This is a genomic window from Photobacterium sp. (assembly GCF_057456235.1).
Genome location: NZ_JBVCPH010000025.1, coordinates 26,417 through 43,922, shown reverse-complemented (window position 1 = coordinate 43,922; position 17,506 = coordinate 26,417). Strand labels below are relative to the sequence as shown.

The window sequence follows — 17,506 nt, the reverse complement described above, 5'->3', positions numbered from 1 at the left end:
GGGCATGGAGATCTATACCGCAGTAATAAGGGTGGCTCTTCGTATAAAATTGCATATGAGTCTTCTCCGTATTTTTGGTTTAGTCGCCTTCCAGCATACTCCTATGGGGCATGTTGTCGGAGAAGGCTCAATAAGTATCAATGCCATCAAGGTGATGCCTTAACTCGGCATTTTTGGTTTGGAGTTCGGTGTGCTTTGCTGGTTCGGTGGGGCACACCTTATGGCGAGCGTTAAGCATTCTAAAATTTCAGGAAAAGTTAATAGTTATATGGAGATAAGTATATGAGAATGGAAACTTGGTTAACTGTATTGGCATCATTAATAATATTTTTTGCAATGTTTTGTCCGTTTGCAACTATACCGATAGGTGGAGATGTAGCTGGCTGGGATAGATTTGGTTCCGTATCATGGTTTCCAATAGCTCTTTCCATTGTAGCTATAGTCTGTTCTCATTTATATAGAATCACTCTGCAAAGGTTCTGTGGGGTAGTCGTCACTGTTTTAGCAGTATGGCAAGCTATTGCTGTGCATAACGGTATTGCAGACGCTAAGTTGAAACTATCTAATCAATTATCTGACAACCCTTTTGGCTCAATTGCTGAGCTTGCAGTATTTGGTGCAGGTGTAAGCTGGGGTGCTGCGTTATTGATAATTGGTGGTCTCGGTCTAATCGCGACAACTTTTATTGATCTCTGACTGAAAATGCTTAACAAACAATCAAGGTGATGCATTACACTCGGCGGTTTTGGTATGAAGTTCAGTGTGCTTGGTGGGTTCATCGTGGCACACCTTATTGTAGGCGTTATGTTTAGCCAACATGTTGGTGAGATTACCGAGTAGTCGGTGTTCGCAAACAAAATTTAATTAAACTTGCTGTGTATTTGGAGATTCAATGTATAAGTTTGCAGTTGTTCTAAGTTTGTTTCTGATGAGTTTTCATGCCTCTTCGGCGATAGTCGTGACCAAAGCTTCCAAAATATCGAGTATCAACTCTTACTCGTCATTCCCAAATGGGGATACACTAATCCAGGTTGATTCGCCACACGCAGAGTGCCCTGGAGGGCTGTGGTTAAAGATTGACGATATTGGTTTTAGTAAAAATATGAGTATTGTTTTATCAGCGTTTCATTCGCAAAGTAATATTATATTTTATGCAGATACTACAAGAGTGTGGGGACATTCTCCAGCTGCATATTGCTATGCCACGCAAATTAAGCTTGTACGTTAGCCTATCTTAGAATTATTAGTTCGTAACATAACAATGCCAATCACCCGACTCCGCAAACGTCGCGCGATTTTTGCAAAGGGCCGCAAAAACTCGCTCCCCATTTGCTCGCGGGTGTTGGCGGCGTTACATGCTTGTTTTTAAAGGTTTTTATCCCATTGGGCTTTTGTGGTTCCTGCCGTGGGGGCAATGCAGAAAGAATCGTTCATCGAAAGTGCGGTTAATGTTCCTCATGCCCAATGTTCTTTGGTCAAAAAGGCATTATCTTTCCAAATTCATGAGGCCGCACTATTGAATTCAGTGTTGGTGCGTTATCATTTCAGTGATTACTAAGTCACTGATTTCATAATGCCAATTCAGTTATGTGGTTGGCGGTAGCGTGTCGTTTGGATTACATCAAGCTCCGCAATTGTTGTTGGTTTTCCTGCTGTCTCGGTGGGGCGGCCAAGCCGCTTTGAGTCCAGAGTCAGCATGTACAAGGCAATCAAGGTGATGCGTTACACTCGGCATTTTTGATCTGGAGTTCCGTGCGCTTTGTTGGTTCAACGTGGCACACCTTATTGCGGCGTTATATTTTTAGATAGAGGAAAGATTAATGATTAAAAAGGCATTGGTAGTTTCGATGTTGTTATTCTCAGGTGGTGCATTTGCAGTCAATTGTGGAGGCATCCCCCAAATCGTAAAGATGGGAGATTATGGGAAACAGGAAGCCTATGTAATCGTCAGAATAGGAGACCTGGATTATCGGGTAGGGGTTCCTAGTGATGATGCAACTAAGGCCAGGCTATCACTTTTACAAACAGCTCTAGTCGCAGAGAAAACAGCAACACTGAGGTTCTATGGTGAGACAACCTGTACTGCTGCCTCTGGAAACAGAACAATTCCAAACGCAGTTTATTTGAGCCGGTAAATATAACAAAACAATCAAGGTGATGCATTACACTCGGCAGTTTTGATTTGAAGTTCGGTGTGCTTTGTTGGTTCAACGTGGCACACCTTATTGTAGGCGTTATGTTTTACTTACTATTTTTATAAAGGTTTATAAAATGAAAAAAATACTTACCATCATCTTAACATGTGTATTATCTACGACTGCAATGGCTTGGGATTCAGAGGGAGGAAACTTTAAAGTTTCAAAACTAAGATTTGGTTCGGGAGTTGTTCATGTCGCTCTAAATCCCGCTCCAAGTGGCTGCGGTGGAGGCGATCATTACAGAATGCACTTTAGTGTTAAGAATGTAGATCCTGTAGCCTACAAAGATATGGTTTCTGCTTTATTATCTGCGCATGCAACAGGTCAAACTTTTAGTACTATATGGTATTCAGGGAAAGGACTTTGTAGCAATAACCATGTTTTGACGTTAGATATGTTCGAGTATGCAACTAAATAAACATAACAAGTTGCTTAAACGGGAAAATAACAGTTGGCCATCGCTTCGCGATTATAATCAACTATTATTCCTGCTTGGAAAGACGTTATTTTTAATTAATTATAGGATGTTACTAATGAAAAATTTCACATTACTGGCTGTTGCACTAATGTCGTATAGTGTTTCTGCTGCACCAAATTATCAGAGCGGAAGCATTGAAAATTTAACAGCAGTGGAGTCTGGTGTAATGATCATGATGGACAAGGGGCTTCCAGATAATTGTGAAGGCTCGCCGTATGGCTGGATGTTAATTAAGCAGGAACACACTGCAATTACCTCTGTTGTATTGGCAGCTTGGGCATCAGGAAAAAAATCTGGAACTGTTTATACATCGGGAAGAGAAAGCGGTAACGGTTTTTGTTTAGTTAACCAGTTTGACCCCGCAAATTAAACATACAAAGCAATCAAGGTGATGCATTATACTCGGCGGTTTTGGTAAGGAGTTCAGTATGCTTGGCTGGTTTCAGTGGGGCACACCTTATTGCAGGCGCTGGAGAATCCCCACAAAATTATGAGTAATTTCTTGTGATTAGGCTAACCATATCTATTGGTTTTTCTGCCCCATGCTTCTGATTGTTCGAAGGTTAGTGTTTCAATTGAGTATCACGCACCTAGCTTTTAATCATCTGTGTTTGTGGTGAATCCGCAAGATTTTGAGGCAAGTTTTTGTCTATTCATTGAACTGTAAGGGAAGTTTGTGGGGATTCCCTAGTTGCAGGCGTTAGCTACCATTACTTGTGCAGAATATGTTGCGCTCAAATTTTTAAAAGGAAATATATGATGAAAAAATTATTGCTACTATCAACTTTGTTTTTTTCTTCACAGGGAAGTGCTCAAACGTGGGTTGAGGTTAATGATGCAAGTAAATTGTTATGGCAAATGAGTGCAAATGGTACTGTCTATTTCAGGAACCTAAATGAATTCGATCCAGCCCAAGGTGCTTGTTGTTACGCTTATAACCTTGATACAACAACTCCAGGTGGCAAGTCAATATGGAGTATGATCTTAACTAAGATAGCTTCAAAGAAAAGGATTACTTTAGGGTTTCCTAGCGTGGCTTCAAATAATAACCCGCAAACTTTAAATTACATTGGTCGACATTCACATGCTTCAAATGAATAACTTCAGTAGCTAACAAGTTATTTAAGAGGCGTTATAACTAAAGAACATTGAATGAAGAAGTTGTTAATAGGTGTTTTTGCATTTTTACTGCATCAGTAAACGTAACTGGAACGTACATAGTTAAGGATACCACTATCACTGTAGTAGCAAATACAAATAGAGGCAAGACATATAATATAATTTTTGGGTCTACTGTCGCAGGAGCAAGACCAAATATCGCTCAGTTTTCAATCGAAGGAGGATTAACGAAAATTGGTAACTCGACACGTTATATGCAGGAATTGATAAAGAAGACACTCACCTTATCAGTCTTCTATTAATGGCTGTGGCACAAGATCGAAAGCTTAAAGTCTTTTTAAACTCAAACGAAGCATATTACAGATCCAGGTGTAAAGTATCTTTTCTTGAGTTTGAGTAAATATTATAACTCTGAAATGTTTGATTTATTTATTGCGCAATAGTTCAAAGAATGACAAGTCAAACACTCTTAAAATCATATGACTTATTAATTGAATCCAGCAATACACACACAACCGGAAATAACAATGGAATTAATATATACCTCACCAAACAATGCATCCAACATTTACATAACATTCCCTATCACTTTTATTTTGTCCTTATGGATTGTTTTTAAATTGAGAAATATGGAAGTGAAAGCGAAGTTAGCAGGTGGTCTCTTCATTTTGATGATGATGGGCTCCCAACTGGATGCAAAATATAAGATTGATAGCATACAAAAAGCAATAAAATCTGGATGTTCAATTACAAATTGCGAAATAGTCACTGGTGAAGTTATTAAATATAGGAGCTATAAAGACAGCTCTAAAAAAGGTTATCAAGAAAATGAGTTTTTCATAAATGGTTATAAGTTTTCTTTTGATGAGAAAGGGGAAACATTCGCGTACGGCGTTATTGCTGAAAATGGAGGGGTATTAACCCCTAACTCAGGAAAGTATAAGATTTATTTATATAATGAGAAAATAATAAAGCTATGGAGGCTAAATGAGCAGATGTAAACATTACATCCTTAACCTAATTACATCTAAAGAACACATCTTGAATCGCGTATTATCGGTGTTGGATCTATGAAATATATTTTAATTCTATTAGTGCTACTAAGTTCTAACTTACATGCTTTTACTATCGATGCAAACGAAGATGATTGGAATGATAGTAACTCATTAAATATCAAAGCAGAGAATAATGAATTCAATTACAGAATCGCTAATGATAGCAACAATATTTACATACTAATAAAGAAGATAACTTCAAATTTTATCCCAATTTATAACAATGGCATCACTTTTTTTATACCTACCGGAAATGATTTTTATGTTTTTATTTCATCAGAAAATGAGACCACTATCCCTACCATAGGATTAAAAAATGATACTGCACTATTAAACTTATCAACTAAACCATGGGCATATTCATACAACAGTGGGTTATATACGCAATCTGGAAATAGTGGATTTGTTGTAAAAAGTAACTCTAATTATATAGAAATAAAGTATCCCAAAAATCTTTTACAAGCCCATAATAAAAAATTTAAAATAACAATTGGTGATACCGATTTAGCATACAACCTAGAAAATAAAACAGCCCCACAACAAACTGACCGATTTTTGAGAAAATTTTTTGATTATGATTATAGTGGTGCGGTAGCACAAAGCATAGTTGATCAAAAATTATCTGGCGGGCAAGTTAAAACTTCAGGCTATGCTTCAATAACCTATAGCGAGGGGCCTTTAAGTGGAACCGTTCATGCATTTTACGACAAAAAAAATGGACTTAATCTACATGTATCTATCAATAGCTCTAAGGAATATAAGCCATCTAAGCCGAAAAAATTCCCAATTGATGTAGCTTTGGGTATAGCTATGCACTCGGGTAATCCGAATGTTTTTGAAAATCTTGGTGCAAGTGCTCAAGCTGGACATTTGGGTGTTGCATTTACAGTCAATGACAAGATGGAAATAACAACAGCAGGAAGCATAATGTATGTAACTACAGATGTCCTCCCGTCGGTTTCTGGAGCTTTCGAAAAAGCTATCTATGAAGATCTATTTGGAAAATATAACATCTGGTCAGGCTTACAATTAGCTCTTGATTCAGAATTAACAGGAATGCCTTCTAATGACTATAAAACCATTGATGGAATTGCTGTTAGTAAAAAGAACCTAGCCGACAATGGTTCTAGTTCTAGTTCTAGTTCTAGTTCTAGTAGAGATCGAGATGGCAGAAATGATAACCATTCGGCTTCACAGGATTATACTATTACTGCTACAGAGACAGATTTGAATACTGGCGAAACCAGAGAGGTGGATTTAAGTCGTGATCCTGCTGATGCTGGAACGACTGGTGACAATGACGATAATGATGGAGGATGGTGGTAAAAAATAAGCTGATAATACGGGGTTGTTACAACTAATCAGATAAGGCAAATCTACCCAACAGTGGGCTTAATGATTACTGATAGAAACCTCACCATTGAAGAGACTATTCATGAAGACAGATATCTCATGTTAAAAAAAGACGGATAACAAAACGTATTTGATGCTGACTGGGAACAGGTTGATAAATAGAAGATACAACGATAATTTTCATTCAGGACAAGATCATAAAGATCTATTACTAAACAAAAACTTAATTCGATTATTAATCGTATAATAAAATATTATTAAAAACTAAGGATTAAAATGAAAAAGATTATACCAATACTGTTGACGATAGTTTCTTTTAACGTAAGCGCTTTAAATTTGGATAACACAGATTCATATTTAGGGAAAGTTCAATCTGTAGCAGTTGGTTTTTTTGATCATGTAGGAATTTCTTTACCAAACGGGATTACATGTAATAACCAAAAGGCACTGATATTAACGAAAGACAATGCACAATTTGATAAAATATATTCTCTATTACTAGCAGCAGCATCCCAATCTGATGTACATCTATACAGAGTGGCTGCTAATAAACAAACTTATGGTCCAACCAGTTTTTGTAAAATTGGAGAAGCTGCCTATGGGCAGTTTGCTCTTTGGCCTGTCAATTCATAAAGTGTTCTAGCTGACACCCTTAACTTCACGCTGCTTGAGGTGTTATGAACAAATTCAGCTAGTGCTAAGTTATTCCTAAAAGGCGACTCCCGTCGCCTTTTCCAACCTCCCCTCACGCTACAGCCTTCTCGGCCTCTTCATACTCCGCTTTCATTCTGGCTTGTATAGCAAGCAAAGCTGCTTCTCGTTCGCCTCTTAACCATTTCAAAATGCTTTCATGGTATGGATAGAAACTCTCATAACGTTCCCGTTTGGTTGGCAGGTAATGACAGAACCGAGCGTATCGGGAGTCTTTATCCCACTTCACCCTACCCTCGTCTCAGGCCTGACATGGTCGGCTGTTTCGCTTCTTATCCTTCAGTACACCCGCGCCATTGCACTCACCGCAGATCTGTCCATTCAGCGTAAGTGCTTCATCAACCGCAGCCTTGGCAATTGCGCCTGGTACATACTCACCGTAAGAGCCACGCCAGTTATTCAACACGCGTTGCAGCTCAATCAAGGCGGCATAGTTCAAATCGTATCGAGCTGTCTTGTCATTCAGTACTTCGGCAAATAGCAGGACAAAACCAACTGGTGATCGCTTCCACGTAATACCTACCGCTGCAATCTGATCTTCAACGCTTAATAACGGTTTCCCACCATGAGCAACTTGCTGTTCGTACGAACACCCCTTCGGATTGAATTTAGCTAATAGCTTTTCAATACTCATGCCGCCTCCCCCATTACCATTAACCCAGCGCCGCAGCCGCGTTTGAATGGAATTCTTTGAGTTATTTTGATTGTATGCGGTGTAAAAAGAACAAACACCGAGCCAAAATTGACACCTGTTTTCTTGGTCACGCCATCGGGTTTATAGAAGTTGTATCGGCCATCTGGCGTGTAAACCGCCGTGGCTTTGTCTTCCACCAAATCTAGCCACCAACTGGTTAGCGGTTCGTATGGCAACAGCATCATGCCCGACTTCCCTGCGCTCGTTTCGCTGTAGGCCTTGGTGATGAACTCACGCTTTAAATCGAATGGCGGATTACAGTACCAGTCATTCTCCCAGTCACATGAAAGCCCATCGAAACCAACGATCTTGTTGTTCAGGTTAAACCAGAATGTCTCATGGCCATGAAAGCCATAGCTCGATAGCCGGTTACGTGAGAACCAATCAGGTGAAACATAAAAGCGTTCACACTTGGCGGTTTCTGGCTCTGCGCATACATCTAACTGGAACGGCTTTCCATACAGACTTACGGCATCAGCAAAGCACAACCACTGCGTTCCCCAACGGTTTTTATCATCTTGGTGAGAGGTGGTTTTAACTAGAATCGCCATGTAAGCACCTCTGAATTATTCATACTCATTGCAATGTTATCCTTAGGCCGCTAACGCGTTTGAGCGGTAGCTCGGCCAGTTAAACTCAACCCAGTGCGCTTGATTTGTTTTAAGCCGGTCTATAACTCGTTCGCCGAGTTGCTTAACAAGTTCGCTGTAGTTGAGGTTGGTTAGAATTCCTGTTGGTAAGCCGTCGGCAGAGCGATTATCAACGATGGTATTAATGGTTAGCGCTTCGTTGTCGTTACCGCGCTGTACCCCGATTTCATCGAGGATCAGCAAATCGGCACTCGATAAGCGTTCAATCAGTTCTCGTTCCGAGATTGGAGAATTATCACGGTAGGTATCTCGCATGCGGATCATCAATTCATTCACCGTCACCAACACAACAGACTGCCCTTTCGCCGTGATCTCATTGGCGATGGCCGAGGCTAAGTGGTTCTTACCTGTACCGGTTGTACCCGCAAAAATGAAACTGCAAATATCGCCTTGGTTAAAACGGGTTAACCACGATTTCGCATTGGTTAGCGCATCGTTCTGTTCAGTACACGTCACACGGTAATTATCGAAGCTGCATTGCTTATGGGTTTCGCGTAACCCTGAGCGGCCTAACAAACTTTTCGCCATGTTCACGCGTCGCTCTTCTCGGTTCTTGCGGTGAAACTCCTGCACTTGGCGTTTTCCGTAAGCATCGATTTCTTCACGAGTCATCGTTTTGATATGGCTTGGCATTGCACGTTCTAAGCGATCCATCACGTTCATGATCTAAATCCTTTTGGTGCTGAGTAATCTGTCCGGAATACGAATTCACCCCGCCCTGTTGACGGCTTTCACGCTCGACAGCCCACTTGTTCGCGTTACGCATTCCATTCCGCCAAGCGGCTACCCAATCGGCATACTTGCGTTGCTTCGATAACATCGCATCACGCCATTGAGCGGTTGCGGTATTAATTTCTAAAACGAAATCTGCTTGCTGTGAATACTAATCAGCCATTTCAGGTTGAATAGAAAAGTCTTCAGTTAAATAACTTGTCACTGATTTAGCTTTTTGTTTTTTAGGCTCAGTCTTCTTGGGGACTATAGGGGTATTAATACTATATGGTGGATCTATTGATGGTTTGGGGTCAGATTTCGGCCCACCTTCTGACGTTTTTCGGCCTAGGCCGGATTTCGGCTGGGGTGAATTCTGACCTAGGTCAGGTTCTGGATTTTGAAGCTTTTCAATGCTGATCCAATACACATTTGTATCGTTAGTTAGCTCGCCTGATTCCGTTCTTTTCTTGCGTAATTCTTTCCTAATAAAGCCGTCGTTACACAAGTTCGCCAGCTGCGCTTTTAACGTACTGCGAGAGATACCGCACTTCTTCGAGATACGCTCTAAACTCGGCCAGCAGTACCCTTCGTCGTTAGAAAAATCAGCCAGGCCATGCTCGATGAAATCGAAAAATGTTGGGAAGAATCGGCCCGTGAAAATGGTGGCGAGATTGAAATCGAATGGGAAGAAAGCGATTCAGCTATCTATATGACAGCCAAACACCCTGAGTTTGATTTCGATTCGCTAAGAATTACTTTTTATAACCATGGCGAGAAAGACTGCCAGTACCACATCGGTTATATCAACGAAGGTGAAAAACGCATAAGTGGCAGCATTACTGGCGCAACCCACGCAATGGGATTAGCCGGTTACTTCTACAAGATGTATTGCCGCCAAACCAAAATCAGCGGCCTGCAAGATATCTACGGCGATAGCATTGATGTTTGTGGATATTAAGGAGTGATCAATATGAGCAGTGAACTAACAGCTTTCTTTATCACCATCATGAACGATTTGGATGATCGAGAAAGAATGTATGAGAACGGAATAAAGAGAAGACCCGAACAGGCCGACTGCTTCCAAAAAATGCTTGCTCAAACACAGAACATTAAAAGCCTGACTACCAATCGAGCTAGGCAGTTTGGACTTACCGTCGCTGACTCACCGGAAGAAATTGCACTACGAAATCAGATGGGAATTATTGTGGCTGATTATAAAAATCTTCCCCTCCTTCAGGTTGGAGATTTCCAGTGATGAAACAGAAAAACCCCGCTCAGGGACCAATCCGAACGGGGTTTAACATTGCAATGAGCTTTTATTACAAAGGCTTAGATGAGTATAGCTGACCACTATAGTTCTCACAAGCCTACAGGGTGATTGGTAACTTTCACCCTTTAGATAAAAGGAATGATCATGACAACTGATAAGCAAAAGGAAAAAAGCAGAAAACGGCAACAAGCATTCCGTAATCGCCGCAACGCACTCGGCCTAAAAAAAGTGTCATCTGTTATCAGTAACAACGAAGCCCAAAAGCTTAATGAAATTTGTGAGTTCTTCGCCCTACCCGACAAACCATTAAGTGAAAACGAAGCCATATCTTCGATGATTAACCGTTTTCACTCAATGATTCCAGCGTTACGCGTAACGGCTGGGAAATGTTCAAAGTGTAAAACCGATTTACCCAATGGTTGCGATGGCCTGTTCAAAGGTGATGGCGATTGCTGGCACACACTGAACAGAATTCAACTTCATCAGATCAGCGAACCTGGTACCACAATCAAGTTAACTGATTTTATTCGAACCATAGAGCCAAATTTACCTGACCAGTAAATTTTCGAATTAGGAAAACATTGCAATGACATTTATCGGATACGCCCTCGCCTGCCTCATTTTTTGGGTTGGATATTCAATTTATGAACAAACTGATGAAAAGGACGACAACAATGAACGCATACAATAATTATCCTGTGGCTGACATGTCATATAAGGTTAAACCTGCGTTGACGCAACACCGTCACAGACAAAATCTGAAGAAGTCATAAGCTTAGATGCTCAGTCATCACCTTTACTGATCAGTCATAAAGACGTACTGGCTATGTTTGAGATCACCAGCAAGGCCACCATCTACAAATGGCGTCAAAGTCGCGGCTTCCCCGACCCAGTAACACTCATGCCACTTCGTTGGTTACTTTCTGCTGTTGAAGAATGGAAAATGCAGATTGGTGGGTGTGGGAGGTAGGGAAAAAAGCGGTCATGGGAGTGGCCGCAATTGATAACGCTCGCTTAAGCGGTGCAGCAACGAAACCGAGTGGCTCTGCATTGCGCCGTAAAGACCAACACGGATTGGAAATAAAAATGCCACACGTTGCAAATCCATTTGAAGCACTTGTTATAAACATTTTCTGCGATGATTACCCATCCACAATTCGCAAAAAAGAATTTCTTGTTCTCTATGGAGACGGATGTACGACATATCAGTACCTGGACTAAGAGTGCTTCTTAACATGCGAATTAGATTTCCCAAACTGGATCCGTAAAATTGTGTAATTAAATCATCATATTTATTTGACCTTCATCACAAAAGTAGTAAAATTTGCTCCGTGTCTTGAAATTAAATTACATAAGGTAAAAAAAATGAATTCAGCACTCCTATCAATATTGGACACTGAAAAAACCACGGAAGTTAAAAAAGCGACGAAGCCTTCTACTCTAAGCGAAATTGCAACTCTTGCGACAATGTTCCTAGCGACTTCAGCCGTAATTTTGTTACTAACCCTAACTTGGGTATTGTAGCCAATCTTCCAAGAAGTTGGAGACAAGCGATACTATCAAAGGCAATACATAAGAGTATCGCCTAAGTCTCCCTTTCGTTCTGCGTTTAAAATACTATTTCTTAATCAACTCATATCAACTTCAACTAGCTCAAATAAAAACTAGTTTAGCTTGGTGGCCGTATTCAACCTCATGGTTATAACGCCTTAATAACTGGCGTAGAGGTTGGTATCATTTTTGCGGTTTTTTCTTTTGCAAAAAGGATGACAACCGTAATACGTCCAGTTGATTAACTTGTTAGCTCTTGGTTTAAAATGTCGCGTGATTTTTTAAGTCCATAGATTACAAAAAACAATGAAACTAACTGTTGTGCCATAAGTATTGGCTTATCTTGCAGTAGCATCAATGCTGCCATACTTAGATTCATCAGCATAAAGAAGAACCAGCCTATGGGGTTATTTTTAGCTATGGAGTAGCTACCTAACAAAAACCCGAGCATCACGCCTATCTCTAAAACTTGTGAAATAGATATTATTCCACCGTGATGGATAACACTATAAAGAAGCCCAAACGCCAGAGATGAATAAGTACACAAGGCCACAATTTTATTAAACCACTTGTTTTCTTTCTGATTGTCATGATAAGTATTGTACAGACCCAATAACATAGAGGGAATTCCTCCAGCTTCAATGGATGCTGCAATCCAATCTTGATGACTAATTAATATGGTAACCCAAGCCGGTACGCCGAGAATATAAATAATCCAGCCTTTAATCTTAAATCTTTTTTTAGCCTTCTCTGGTTTGCCTTCAGAAAGCGCAAACAATATTTTATTAGCAAGGTAAAATAATCCTCCCCAAATTTGAAATACTAAATCCATTTATGTACTCCCCCCTTAGGAGCTAACGCTTGCATAAAACGTGCTGACGATTAACTTTCCAAACCAATTACACTTCAAACCAAAAACGCCGAATCTAATAAGCATCGTGTTGATGCAATTGTTATAAATACTATTTAGACTTAAATGAAGAGATTCTGCTCTAATTCTAAAAGACGTTTTTTCAATGACAAACCGCCACCATAACCAACAAGCTCACCTTGGCTGCCAATTACCCTGTGACAAGGAATTATAATCGCCAATCCATTTGCACCATTAGCATTACCAACCGCTCTCACCGAGCTTTCATTTCCAATTGATAGCGCTAAATCTTTATACGTTACAATGTCACCGTAGTTTACTTTGCCTAGTGCATCCCAAACCAATTTTTGAAAGTCCGTACCAATCAGTAATAACGGAACATCAAAAACACTTCGCTCACCAAGAAAGTATTCTTCAAGTTGAACCTTGGTAGATTCTAAAACATCATCGTTTCTTTCTACGAACTCAGAATGAAGACCACGCTTAATACGGTCATCAACAATACTTCTCATTTTACGATATCGAAAGTCACACAGGCAAAGCTTGCCATCATATGAACCAAGTACGAATTCGGCATAAGGATGTTTAAAGTACTGGATATTAATCTGATTCATTGAATGTCCTTATTATGAATAACTTACCCGTATTTATAACGCCGCCTTAAGCGGACAAAAGTAGTTGGCTAAACTTGTTGATGCACGAAACAAAGCCAACTGTTTTTGTTCCGACTTGAAGGCCTTGTTAGGCATTTACACGCCAAGGTGGATTTTTCCTATTATCACCAGCCCAGTAAAGCTTGATTTCATTACCTGATGGGTCAGTAAGCATTGCTTCTCTCCACAAGTAATCTTTATCTGTTGGTTCTTGCACAAATTCAATTCCTTCGGATTTCAGGCTTTCAACTAAAGCATCAAGTTGTTCGTGTTCAAAATAAATAACACTATTACTTTGAGAGTCAGGATCTCCCAAATAAAGAGAAAATGTGGAATCCCCTTCGGGACATTCAAACCTAGCATAATGATCATCTGCTACGATTTGGTTAAATCCTAGAGTTTTATAGAATCTTACCGATTCTTCCATATTTTTAACAGTCAATGTAACTTGGTTAAGATTCATTTATGACTCCATTCTGAACTGATGTATCCGCGTTAAGTAGTGAGCAGCGCGACCACCTAACCTAATCCATTGTACCGTAAACACAAAACCCAACCTTGAACTGAAAATGCCAAGCGTTAGGAATCTGTCTTAAACGCTTTGTTAGGGCTTAAAACTCTCAGTAACAAACTTACTACCCATTGCCCCCATTAATACACCTGAAACTTTGTTAATGTGCGACTTAAATCGTAAGTAACTGGCTTGGGCCTTTGGACTTGATAACAGAATAGAAACTAGGAGGTACCAAGCAAAATTTAAGACAAACACACCAACAACTAGTATTGATGTTGTATGAACAGGAACTTTCACGGGTAACATGGCTGCAAATACACTGCTAAAAACAATTGCAGTCTTTGGATTACTTAACTGTGTCGCCAAACCAAGAACTATAGCTTTAAAATGGGCTGGTTTTCTAGTTAGTTCTGCGTCAGCAGAAACAACTTTGCTGTTGCTCGCGCGCCACATTTTTACACCCAGATAACATAGATATAGACCTCCAACAACTTTGAAAGCTACGTAAAATTCAGGAACAGCGTCAAAAAGTGCAATAAGCCCCTTTGAGGCAATAAATGAGAATGTACTTGCCCCCAAACCTAAACCTATAGAAATACACATCGCTTCAAATCTAGATTTTGACATAGCTGTTTGCGCCACCAAGATAAATGAAGGGCCTGGTGTCATCGCACCAAAGAGTAACAGCGTAGCGATTGGTAATATAAAAAAGTATTGCTCCAACATTTATAATCATCCTTGTACTAACTTGCGTGCTTGAGCCCTAGTCGCATTAAGGTGTGAGCAACGCGGCCACCAAACCTAAACCATAACACCGTAAACACGAAACCCAACCTTGAACTGAAGGGAATCACTCTTAAATGCCTTGTTAGCTGCGCCTTACGCCCCTTAATCATCTAGGATTCTCTGTCCCACTCAATGTTGTCCTTCGTTCGATCAAAGTGGGGCGCAAAAACCGAAAGAGCCGCGAAGCTTTGCCCTTCCTTTAAGATGGGGCCGTGGAGAGTTGCTTTGGGAATGAAAACAAGATCACCCTTGTTTACATTCTTTATTTCTTCCCCGACCTTAAAATCCACATTGCCCTCAATAATGACAAGCAACTCATCATGATTTTTCTGTATGTGGAGTGCATTACCAGTATCCCTGACGACCCCAACATTCGCTGTCAGATGCTCTCCGTCAAAAACAAAAGTTCTCTTGATAGGGTCGCATTTCGTAGATTCATCAGCCTCAAGGGATGCGACGATTTGCTCAAGATTCTGAAAGTAAGCCATGTTTAATCACCTCAATGTTAGACATAGTCTAACTATAGAAGGCATCCACTAATTGTGGATAACACAGCCAGCTAACGCCGCGTCAAGGGGTGAACAACGCCCATCACACAGCCTAAGTTATTGTTCCTCAAGCACTTAATCCAAATCAAACCCAAAATACCAAGCGTTGAGAATCCCTCTTAAACGCTTTGTTATGGCTGTGTTAGGGCATGCGAAGAAAACATGTTCCACATCAATACCTGACTGTTTCAGTATGGTATTGTGCGAATACTTAGCTTACAAACACCCAAAGCAGGAATTACAAATGGCACTTTCAATTAAAAAAATTTTCAGCAAGAAAGACAATAATCCAAAGAATGTTGAAGCAGAAAAGTCAGCTTCAAACAATAAACCTAATAACAATTCAGATAAAAGCAATAAACATAGCAGTCCAACTGGTTGTTGCGGTTCTTGCTCATAAGCTAATAGCTTCCTACTTTGCTCCTAGCACTATTGAAATTCTAGGAGCAAAAGCCATAACACCGCAATAAGGTGTGCCCCACTGAACCTGCAAAGCGCACCGAACCCCAAACCAAAACTGGCGAGTGTAACGCATCACCTTGATGGCCTTGTTATGTGTTTTTTTGTTGTTGAAATTTATGCCCATCCCAGCTGTTGAAGACTAATGGAATCGTTCCAAATCTTTGTCATATGCCGAATAAGATTGCCTTCAAACTGCATTGCGTAGACATAGTCAGCCGCGATGGTTTTTCCCGTTGGGTCAACTGGCCCGCCCGGCCCTGTATTTGTGCCATGAAACACAGCGTAAGCTGCTACACACTGACGTTCTTCATCAACAGAGAAGAACCGCAATTCGTAATGTCCATCTGGGATTGGTGTCAATAGGTTCTTCATCCATTCGGTATAACCTTGAAGAGTATCTATATCTGCGAGCGCTGCTGTCTGTGCGGAGAATGTTGCATCAGGGTGGCAGTAAGCTTTGCAAATTTCCCAACCTTTTCCGGTTTCGCATGCTTCAAAAAACAGCTTCGCTTGTTCTAGTAAGTCACTCATATGTTTGTTCCTTGTTTCATAGATAATCGAATCTATAGCTCAAGTGTGGACCATACGAGTAGATTTACCATGACTCACTTTTACACATAACGCCATAGTTGTTTGTTATATTGCTGATTGATGAACCACACGAAATCGCTCTAAAACAAGCATCATATCTTCACTTGGTTCGATATTTAGCTCTACACATTCTTGTGCAAAGAAATCCCAATGGGCGTTTCGCCACCATTCAAGTGAACGATCACCTTCACCTTCCAGATACGCAAAATCAGCTGACACATCGGAATACTTGCACTCTTCTACCGAATCAATTTCAACGATACAAGTAGGCTTACCGTCCCAGTCTGTGACGACCTGCAAGTGACCAATTGTAGGCATTGGTTCATCATCTGATTCATACCAATATTTCAGGCTGCAGGTTGCTGTCTTTTGCCCAATACGAATTAATTCAGCACATAAATTAGCATTATGCTCATCACCACAAAAGTAGTCAGAACTAAATGATTTGTACTTTTTACGCTCAGAATCACTTAGTGACTCAAGATATTGATCTAGATAAATTTTTGATTGTTCTTCCATGATTTCCACTTACTTATTTTTGCAATATAGCATTATGTTCTACGAACTAAGATCGTATGTCTTTCCATTTTAAGCAGATATACAAAGAAGATTAACGAATCGAATTCGTATATTCGCGATCAACTAACCCCTCATTTCTTACCTGCCCACCACTACAACACAGCGTTTAGTATGAAACCAGATGAAAGGTAGGAAGTATACATGTTATCTATCACTGGAGTCTAATAAGTCAGTCAACTTATCAGCATACAGCTCATACGCTTCACGCTGATCATCCAGCCAATCATGCTTGTTATACACGGCCAGTACCCCACCCAACTCGTGGCCTAGCATCTTTTCTACCACATGGGGCATTACGCCAAGCTCTGACACGCCTGTTGATAGAGAACGTCTGAAATCGTGGGTTCGCCAGCTTTCTAATGGCAGGTTGTCGCGTATGCGCCGGATGTAGCGATTAGCCCCTGAAATAGTAATAGGGCTATTTAACTCATGACCAGGAAACAATACATCGTCACTGCTTTCCATATGGTTTTCCATCACTCTTTCTAAAATAGCTCTTGCTTTGGTGGGAATTGGTCGTCGAATCGGCTTACGGTTAACAAGTGCAAGGTGACAGTCTATGGCATAAGCACCAACATGCCTTTTCACGACTCACACCACACGTTCTTCATAATCATTGGTTTATGATCACCTCCATCTAATCTAATTCCGCAGCCGTCATAATTCTCTGTTATTATTACCAAAGACAACAGATCATTAACTGTGCAGA

Annotated in this window: 25 protein-coding genes; 13 read left to right on the top strand and 12 right to left on the bottom strand. The window is 40.4% G+C overall.

Going from position 1 to position 17,506, the window contains the following annotated elements; all coding sequences use genetic code 11:
• The first annotated feature begins 282 nt into the window (after positions 1 to 282).
• From AC2204_RS19930 to AC2204_RS19895, 8 genes are all read left to right on the top strand, one after another.
• Positions 283 to 696 (top strand): hypothetical protein, encoded by a 414-nt coding sequence (locus AC2204_RS19930; RefSeq protein ID WP_318927643.1) that lies wholly within the window; start codon positions 283 to 285, stop codon positions 694 to 696.
• A gap of 1,124 nt (positions 697 to 1,820) precedes the next feature.
• On the top strand, positions 1,821 to 2,135 hold the full coding sequence (locus AC2204_RS19925; RefSeq protein ID WP_318927642.1) for a hypothetical protein: 315 nt from the start codon (positions 1,821 to 1,823) through the stop codon (positions 2,133 to 2,135).
• 136 nt (positions 2,136 to 2,271) lie between these two features.
• Positions 2,272 to 2,616 carry a hypothetical protein gene (locus AC2204_RS19920; RefSeq protein WP_318927641.1) on the top strand — a complete coding sequence of 115 codons (345 nt, stop codon included), beginning with the start codon at positions 2,272 to 2,274 and terminating at the stop codon, positions 2,614 to 2,616.
• Between the two features lie 115 nt (positions 2,617 to 2,731).
• Positions 2,732 to 3,046 carry a hypothetical protein gene (locus tag AC2204_RS19915; RefSeq protein ID WP_318927640.1) on the top strand — a complete coding sequence of 105 codons (315 nt, stop codon included), beginning with the start codon at positions 2,732 to 2,734 and terminating at the stop codon, positions 3,044 to 3,046.
• A 386-nt stretch (positions 3,047 to 3,432) separates the two neighbouring features.
• Positions 3,433 to 3,777 carry a hypothetical protein gene (locus AC2204_RS19910; RefSeq protein WP_318927639.1) on the top strand — a complete coding sequence of 115 codons (345 nt, stop codon included), beginning with the start codon at positions 3,433 to 3,435 and terminating at the stop codon, positions 3,775 to 3,777.
• Positions 3,778 to 4,322: 545 nt separating this feature from the next.
• Complete coding sequence (locus AC2204_RS19905) at positions 4,323 to 4,796, top strand: hypothetical protein (protein ID WP_318927638.1); 474 nt, start codon at positions 4,323 to 4,325, stop codon at positions 4,794 to 4,796.
• A gap of 69 nt (positions 4,797 to 4,865) precedes the next feature.
• Positions 4,866 to 6,176 carry a hypothetical protein gene (locus tag AC2204_RS19900; RefSeq protein WP_318927637.1) on the top strand — a complete coding sequence of 437 codons (1,311 nt, stop codon included), beginning with the start codon at positions 4,866 to 4,868 and terminating at the stop codon, positions 6,174 to 6,176.
• A 303-nt stretch (positions 6,177 to 6,479) separates the two neighbouring features.
• The gene (locus tag AC2204_RS19895) at positions 6,480 to 6,836 is read left to right on the top strand and encodes a hypothetical protein (RefSeq protein ID WP_318927636.1); all 357 of its coding nucleotides are present in this window, start codon (positions 6,480 to 6,482) and stop codon (positions 6,834 to 6,836) included.
• 319 nt (positions 6,837 to 7,155) lie between these two features.
• Here the strand turns inward: AC2204_RS19895 and AC2204_RS19890 are convergent, their stop codons facing one another.
• The 4 genes from AC2204_RS19890 to AC2204_RS19875 form a co-directional block, all read right to left on the bottom strand.
• Complete coding sequence (locus AC2204_RS19890) at positions 7,156 to 7,548, bottom strand: hypothetical protein (RefSeq protein ID WP_318927635.1); 393 nt, start codon at positions 7,546 to 7,548, stop codon at positions 7,156 to 7,158.
• A complete protein-coding gene (locus AC2204_RS19885; RefSeq protein ID WP_318927634.1) occupies positions 7,545 to 8,159 on the bottom strand; it encodes a DNA N-6-adenine-methyltransferase in 615 nt (204 codons plus the stop codon). Before AC2204_RS19885 ends, AC2204_RS19890 begins: the two co-directional genes overlap by 4 nt.
• Before the next feature lie 42 nt (positions 8,160 to 8,201).
• A complete protein-coding gene (locus AC2204_RS19880; protein ID WP_318927633.1) occupies positions 8,202 to 8,921 on the bottom strand; it encodes an ATP-binding protein in 720 nt (239 codons plus the stop codon).
• 220 nt (positions 8,922 to 9,141) lie between these two features.
• Positions 9,142 to 9,582: a helix-turn-helix domain-containing protein gene (locus AC2204_RS19875; protein ID WP_413466728.1), complete on the bottom strand. Its 441-nt coding sequence runs from the start codon at positions 9,580 to 9,582 to the stop codon at positions 9,142 to 9,144.
• A 3-nt stretch (positions 9,583 to 9,585) separates the two neighbouring features.
• Here AC2204_RS19875 and AC2204_RS19870 point away from each other — a divergent pair, with 3 nt between their 5' ends.
• The 4 genes from AC2204_RS19870 to AC2204_RS19855 all read left to right on the top strand — a co-directional run bounded on the left by AC2204_RS19870 (position 9,586) and on the right by AC2204_RS19855 (position 11,463).
• Positions 9,586 to 9,930, top strand: a complete 345-nt coding sequence (locus tag AC2204_RS19870; RefSeq protein ID WP_318927632.1) for a hypothetical protein — start codon at positions 9,586 to 9,588, stop codon at positions 9,928 to 9,930.
• Between the two features lie 12 nt (positions 9,931 to 9,942).
• Positions 9,943 to 10,227 (top strand): hypothetical protein, encoded by a 285-nt coding sequence (locus AC2204_RS19865; RefSeq protein WP_318927631.1) that lies wholly within the window; start codon positions 9,943 to 9,945, stop codon positions 10,225 to 10,227.
• Positions 10,228 to 10,386: 159 nt separating this feature from the next.
• On the top strand, positions 10,387 to 10,803 hold the full coding sequence (locus AC2204_RS19860) for a hypothetical protein (RefSeq protein ID WP_318927630.1): 417 nt from the start codon (positions 10,387 to 10,389) through the stop codon (positions 10,801 to 10,803).
• A gap of 375 nt (positions 10,804 to 11,178) precedes the next feature.
• On the top strand, positions 11,179 to 11,463 hold the full coding sequence (locus tag AC2204_RS19855) for a hypothetical protein (RefSeq protein ID WP_318927629.1): 285 nt from the start codon (positions 11,179 to 11,181) through the stop codon (positions 11,461 to 11,463).
• A gap of 571 nt (positions 11,464 to 12,034) precedes the next feature.
• Here AC2204_RS19855 and AC2204_RS19850 read toward each other — a convergent pair.
• From AC2204_RS19850 to AC2204_RS19830, 5 genes are all read right to left on the bottom strand, one after another.
• Complete coding sequence (locus AC2204_RS19850) at positions 12,035 to 12,625, bottom strand: hypothetical protein (protein WP_318927628.1); 591 nt, start codon at positions 12,623 to 12,625, stop codon at positions 12,035 to 12,037.
• Between the two features lie 140 nt (positions 12,626 to 12,765).
• The gene (locus tag AC2204_RS19845) at positions 12,766 to 13,278 is read right to left on the bottom strand and encodes a methylated-DNA--[protein]-cysteine S-methyltransferase (RefSeq protein WP_318927627.1); all 513 of its coding nucleotides are present in this window, start codon (positions 13,276 to 13,278) and stop codon (positions 12,766 to 12,768) included.
• A 127-nt stretch (positions 13,279 to 13,405) separates the two neighbouring features.
• Positions 13,406 to 13,780: a VOC family protein gene (locus AC2204_RS19840; RefSeq protein WP_318927626.1), complete on the bottom strand. Its 375-nt coding sequence runs from the start codon at positions 13,778 to 13,780 to the stop codon at positions 13,406 to 13,408.
• Positions 13,781 to 13,921: 141 nt separating this feature from the next.
• On the bottom strand, positions 13,922 to 14,557 hold the full coding sequence (locus AC2204_RS19835) for a LysE family translocator (RefSeq protein ID WP_318927625.1): 636 nt from the start codon (positions 14,555 to 14,557) through the stop codon (positions 13,922 to 13,924).
• Between the two features lie 170 nt (positions 14,558 to 14,727).
• Positions 14,728 to 15,105 (bottom strand): cupin domain-containing protein, encoded by a 378-nt coding sequence (locus AC2204_RS19830; RefSeq protein WP_318927624.1) that lies wholly within the window; start codon positions 15,103 to 15,105, stop codon positions 14,728 to 14,730.
• A 304-nt stretch (positions 15,106 to 15,409) separates the two neighbouring features.
• Between AC2204_RS19830 and AC2204_RS19825 the strand changes: the two genes are divergently transcribed.
• Positions 15,410 to 15,565 carry a CCGSCS motif protein gene (locus AC2204_RS19825; RefSeq protein ID WP_318927623.1) on the top strand — a complete coding sequence of 52 codons (156 nt, stop codon included), beginning with the start codon at positions 15,410 to 15,412 and terminating at the stop codon, positions 15,563 to 15,565.
• Between the two features lie 176 nt (positions 15,566 to 15,741).
• On the opposite strand, the gene AC2204_RS19820 is transcribed toward AC2204_RS19825, so the two are convergent.
• The 3 genes from AC2204_RS19820 to AC2204_RS19810 all read right to left on the bottom strand — a co-directional run bounded on the left by AC2204_RS19820 (position 15,742) and on the right by AC2204_RS19810 (position 17,385).
• On the bottom strand, positions 15,742 to 16,158 hold the full coding sequence (locus tag AC2204_RS19820) for an ester cyclase (protein WP_318927622.1): 417 nt from the start codon (positions 16,156 to 16,158) through the stop codon (positions 15,742 to 15,744).
• Positions 16,159 to 16,263: 105 nt separating this feature from the next.
• Entirely contained in the window at positions 16,264 to 16,737 is a 474-nt protein-coding gene (locus AC2204_RS19815) for an ASCH domain-containing protein (RefSeq protein ID WP_318927621.1), read from the bottom strand.
• 204 nt (positions 16,738 to 16,941) lie between these two features.
• The gene (locus AC2204_RS19810) at positions 16,942 to 17,385 is read right to left on the bottom strand and encodes a tyrosine-type recombinase/integrase (protein ID WP_318927620.1); all 444 of its coding nucleotides are present in this window, start codon (positions 17,383 to 17,385) and stop codon (positions 16,942 to 16,944) included.
• Positions 17,386 to 17,506: the final 121 nt, after the last annotated feature.

Bases quoted from the DNA above. Each gene is read 5' to 3' on its own strand.
- AC2204_RS19885 (WP_318927634.1), bottom strand. From the start codon at position 8,159: ATGGCGATTCTAGTTAAAACCACCTCTCACCAAGATGATAAAAACCGT.
- AC2204_RS19815 (WP_318927621.1), bottom strand. From the start codon at position 16,737: ATGGAAGAACAATCAAAAATTTATCTAGATCAATATCTTGAGTCACTA.
- AC2204_RS19895 (WP_318927636.1), top strand. From the start codon at position 6,480: ATGAAAAAGATTATACCAATACTGTTGACGATAGTTTCTTTTAACGTA.
- AC2204_RS19925 (WP_318927642.1), top strand. From the start codon at position 1,821: ATGATTAAAAAGGCATTGGTAGTTTCGATGTTGTTATTCTCAGGTGGT.
- AC2204_RS19920 (WP_318927641.1), top strand. From the start codon at position 2,272: ATGAAAAAAATACTTACCATCATCTTAACATGTGTATTATCTACGACT.
- AC2204_RS19855 (WP_318927629.1), top strand. From the start codon at position 11,179: ATGGAAAATGCAGATTGGTGGGTGTGGGAGGTAGGGAAAAAAGCGGTC.
- AC2204_RS19905 (WP_318927638.1), top strand. From the start codon at position 4,323: ATGGAATTAATATATACCTCACCAAACAATGCATCCAACATTTACATA.
- AC2204_RS19840 (WP_318927626.1), bottom strand. From the start codon at position 13,780: ATGAATCTTAACCAAGTTACATTGACTGTTAAAAATATGGAAGAATCG.
- AC2204_RS19825 (WP_318927623.1), top strand. From the start codon at position 15,410: ATGGCACTTTCAATTAAAAAAATTTTCAGCAAGAAAGACAATAATCCA.
- AC2204_RS19860 (WP_318927630.1), top strand. From the start codon at position 10,387: ATGACAACTGATAAGCAAAAGGAAAAAAGCAGAAAACGGCAACAAGCA.
- AC2204_RS19910 (WP_318927639.1), top strand. From the start codon at position 3,433: ATGATGAAAAAATTATTGCTACTATCAACTTTGTTTTTTTCTTCACAG.
- AC2204_RS19900 (WP_318927637.1), top strand. From the start codon at position 4,866: ATGAAATATATTTTAATTCTATTAGTGCTACTAAGTTCTAACTTACAT.
- AC2204_RS19890 (WP_318927635.1), bottom strand. From the start codon at position 7,548: ATGAGTATTGAAAAGCTATTAGCTAAATTCAATCCGAAGGGGTGTTCG.
- AC2204_RS19830 (WP_318927624.1), bottom strand. From the start codon at position 15,105: ATGGCTTACTTTCAGAATCTTGAGCAAATCGTCGCATCCCTTGAGGCT.
- AC2204_RS19835 (WP_318927625.1), bottom strand. From the start codon at position 14,557: ATGTTGGAGCAATACTTTTTTATATTACCAATCGCTACGCTGTTACTC.
- AC2204_RS19865 (WP_318927631.1), top strand. From the start codon at position 9,943: ATGAGCAGTGAACTAACAGCTTTCTTTATCACCATCATGAACGATTTG.
- AC2204_RS19845 (WP_318927627.1), bottom strand. From the start codon at position 13,278: ATGAATCAGATTAATATCCAGTACTTTAAACATCCTTATGCCGAATTC.
- AC2204_RS19915 (WP_318927640.1), top strand. From the start codon at position 2,732: ATGAAAAATTTCACATTACTGGCTGTTGCACTAATGTCGTATAGTGTT.
- AC2204_RS19820 (WP_318927622.1), bottom strand. From the start codon at position 16,158: ATGAGTGACTTACTAGAACAAGCGAAGCTGTTTTTTGAAGCATGCGAA.
- AC2204_RS19870 (WP_318927632.1), top strand. From the start codon at position 9,586: ATGCTCGATGAAATCGAAAAATGTTGGGAAGAATCGGCCCGTGAAAAT.
- AC2204_RS19850 (WP_318927628.1), bottom strand. From the start codon at position 12,625: ATGGATTTAGTATTTCAAATTTGGGGAGGATTATTTTACCTTGCTAAT.
- AC2204_RS19880 (WP_318927633.1), bottom strand. From the start codon at position 8,921: ATGAACGTGATGGATCGCTTAGAACGTGCAATGCCAAGCCATATCAAA.
- AC2204_RS19930 (WP_318927643.1), top strand. From the start codon at position 283: ATGAGAATGGAAACTTGGTTAACTGTATTGGCATCATTAATAATATTT.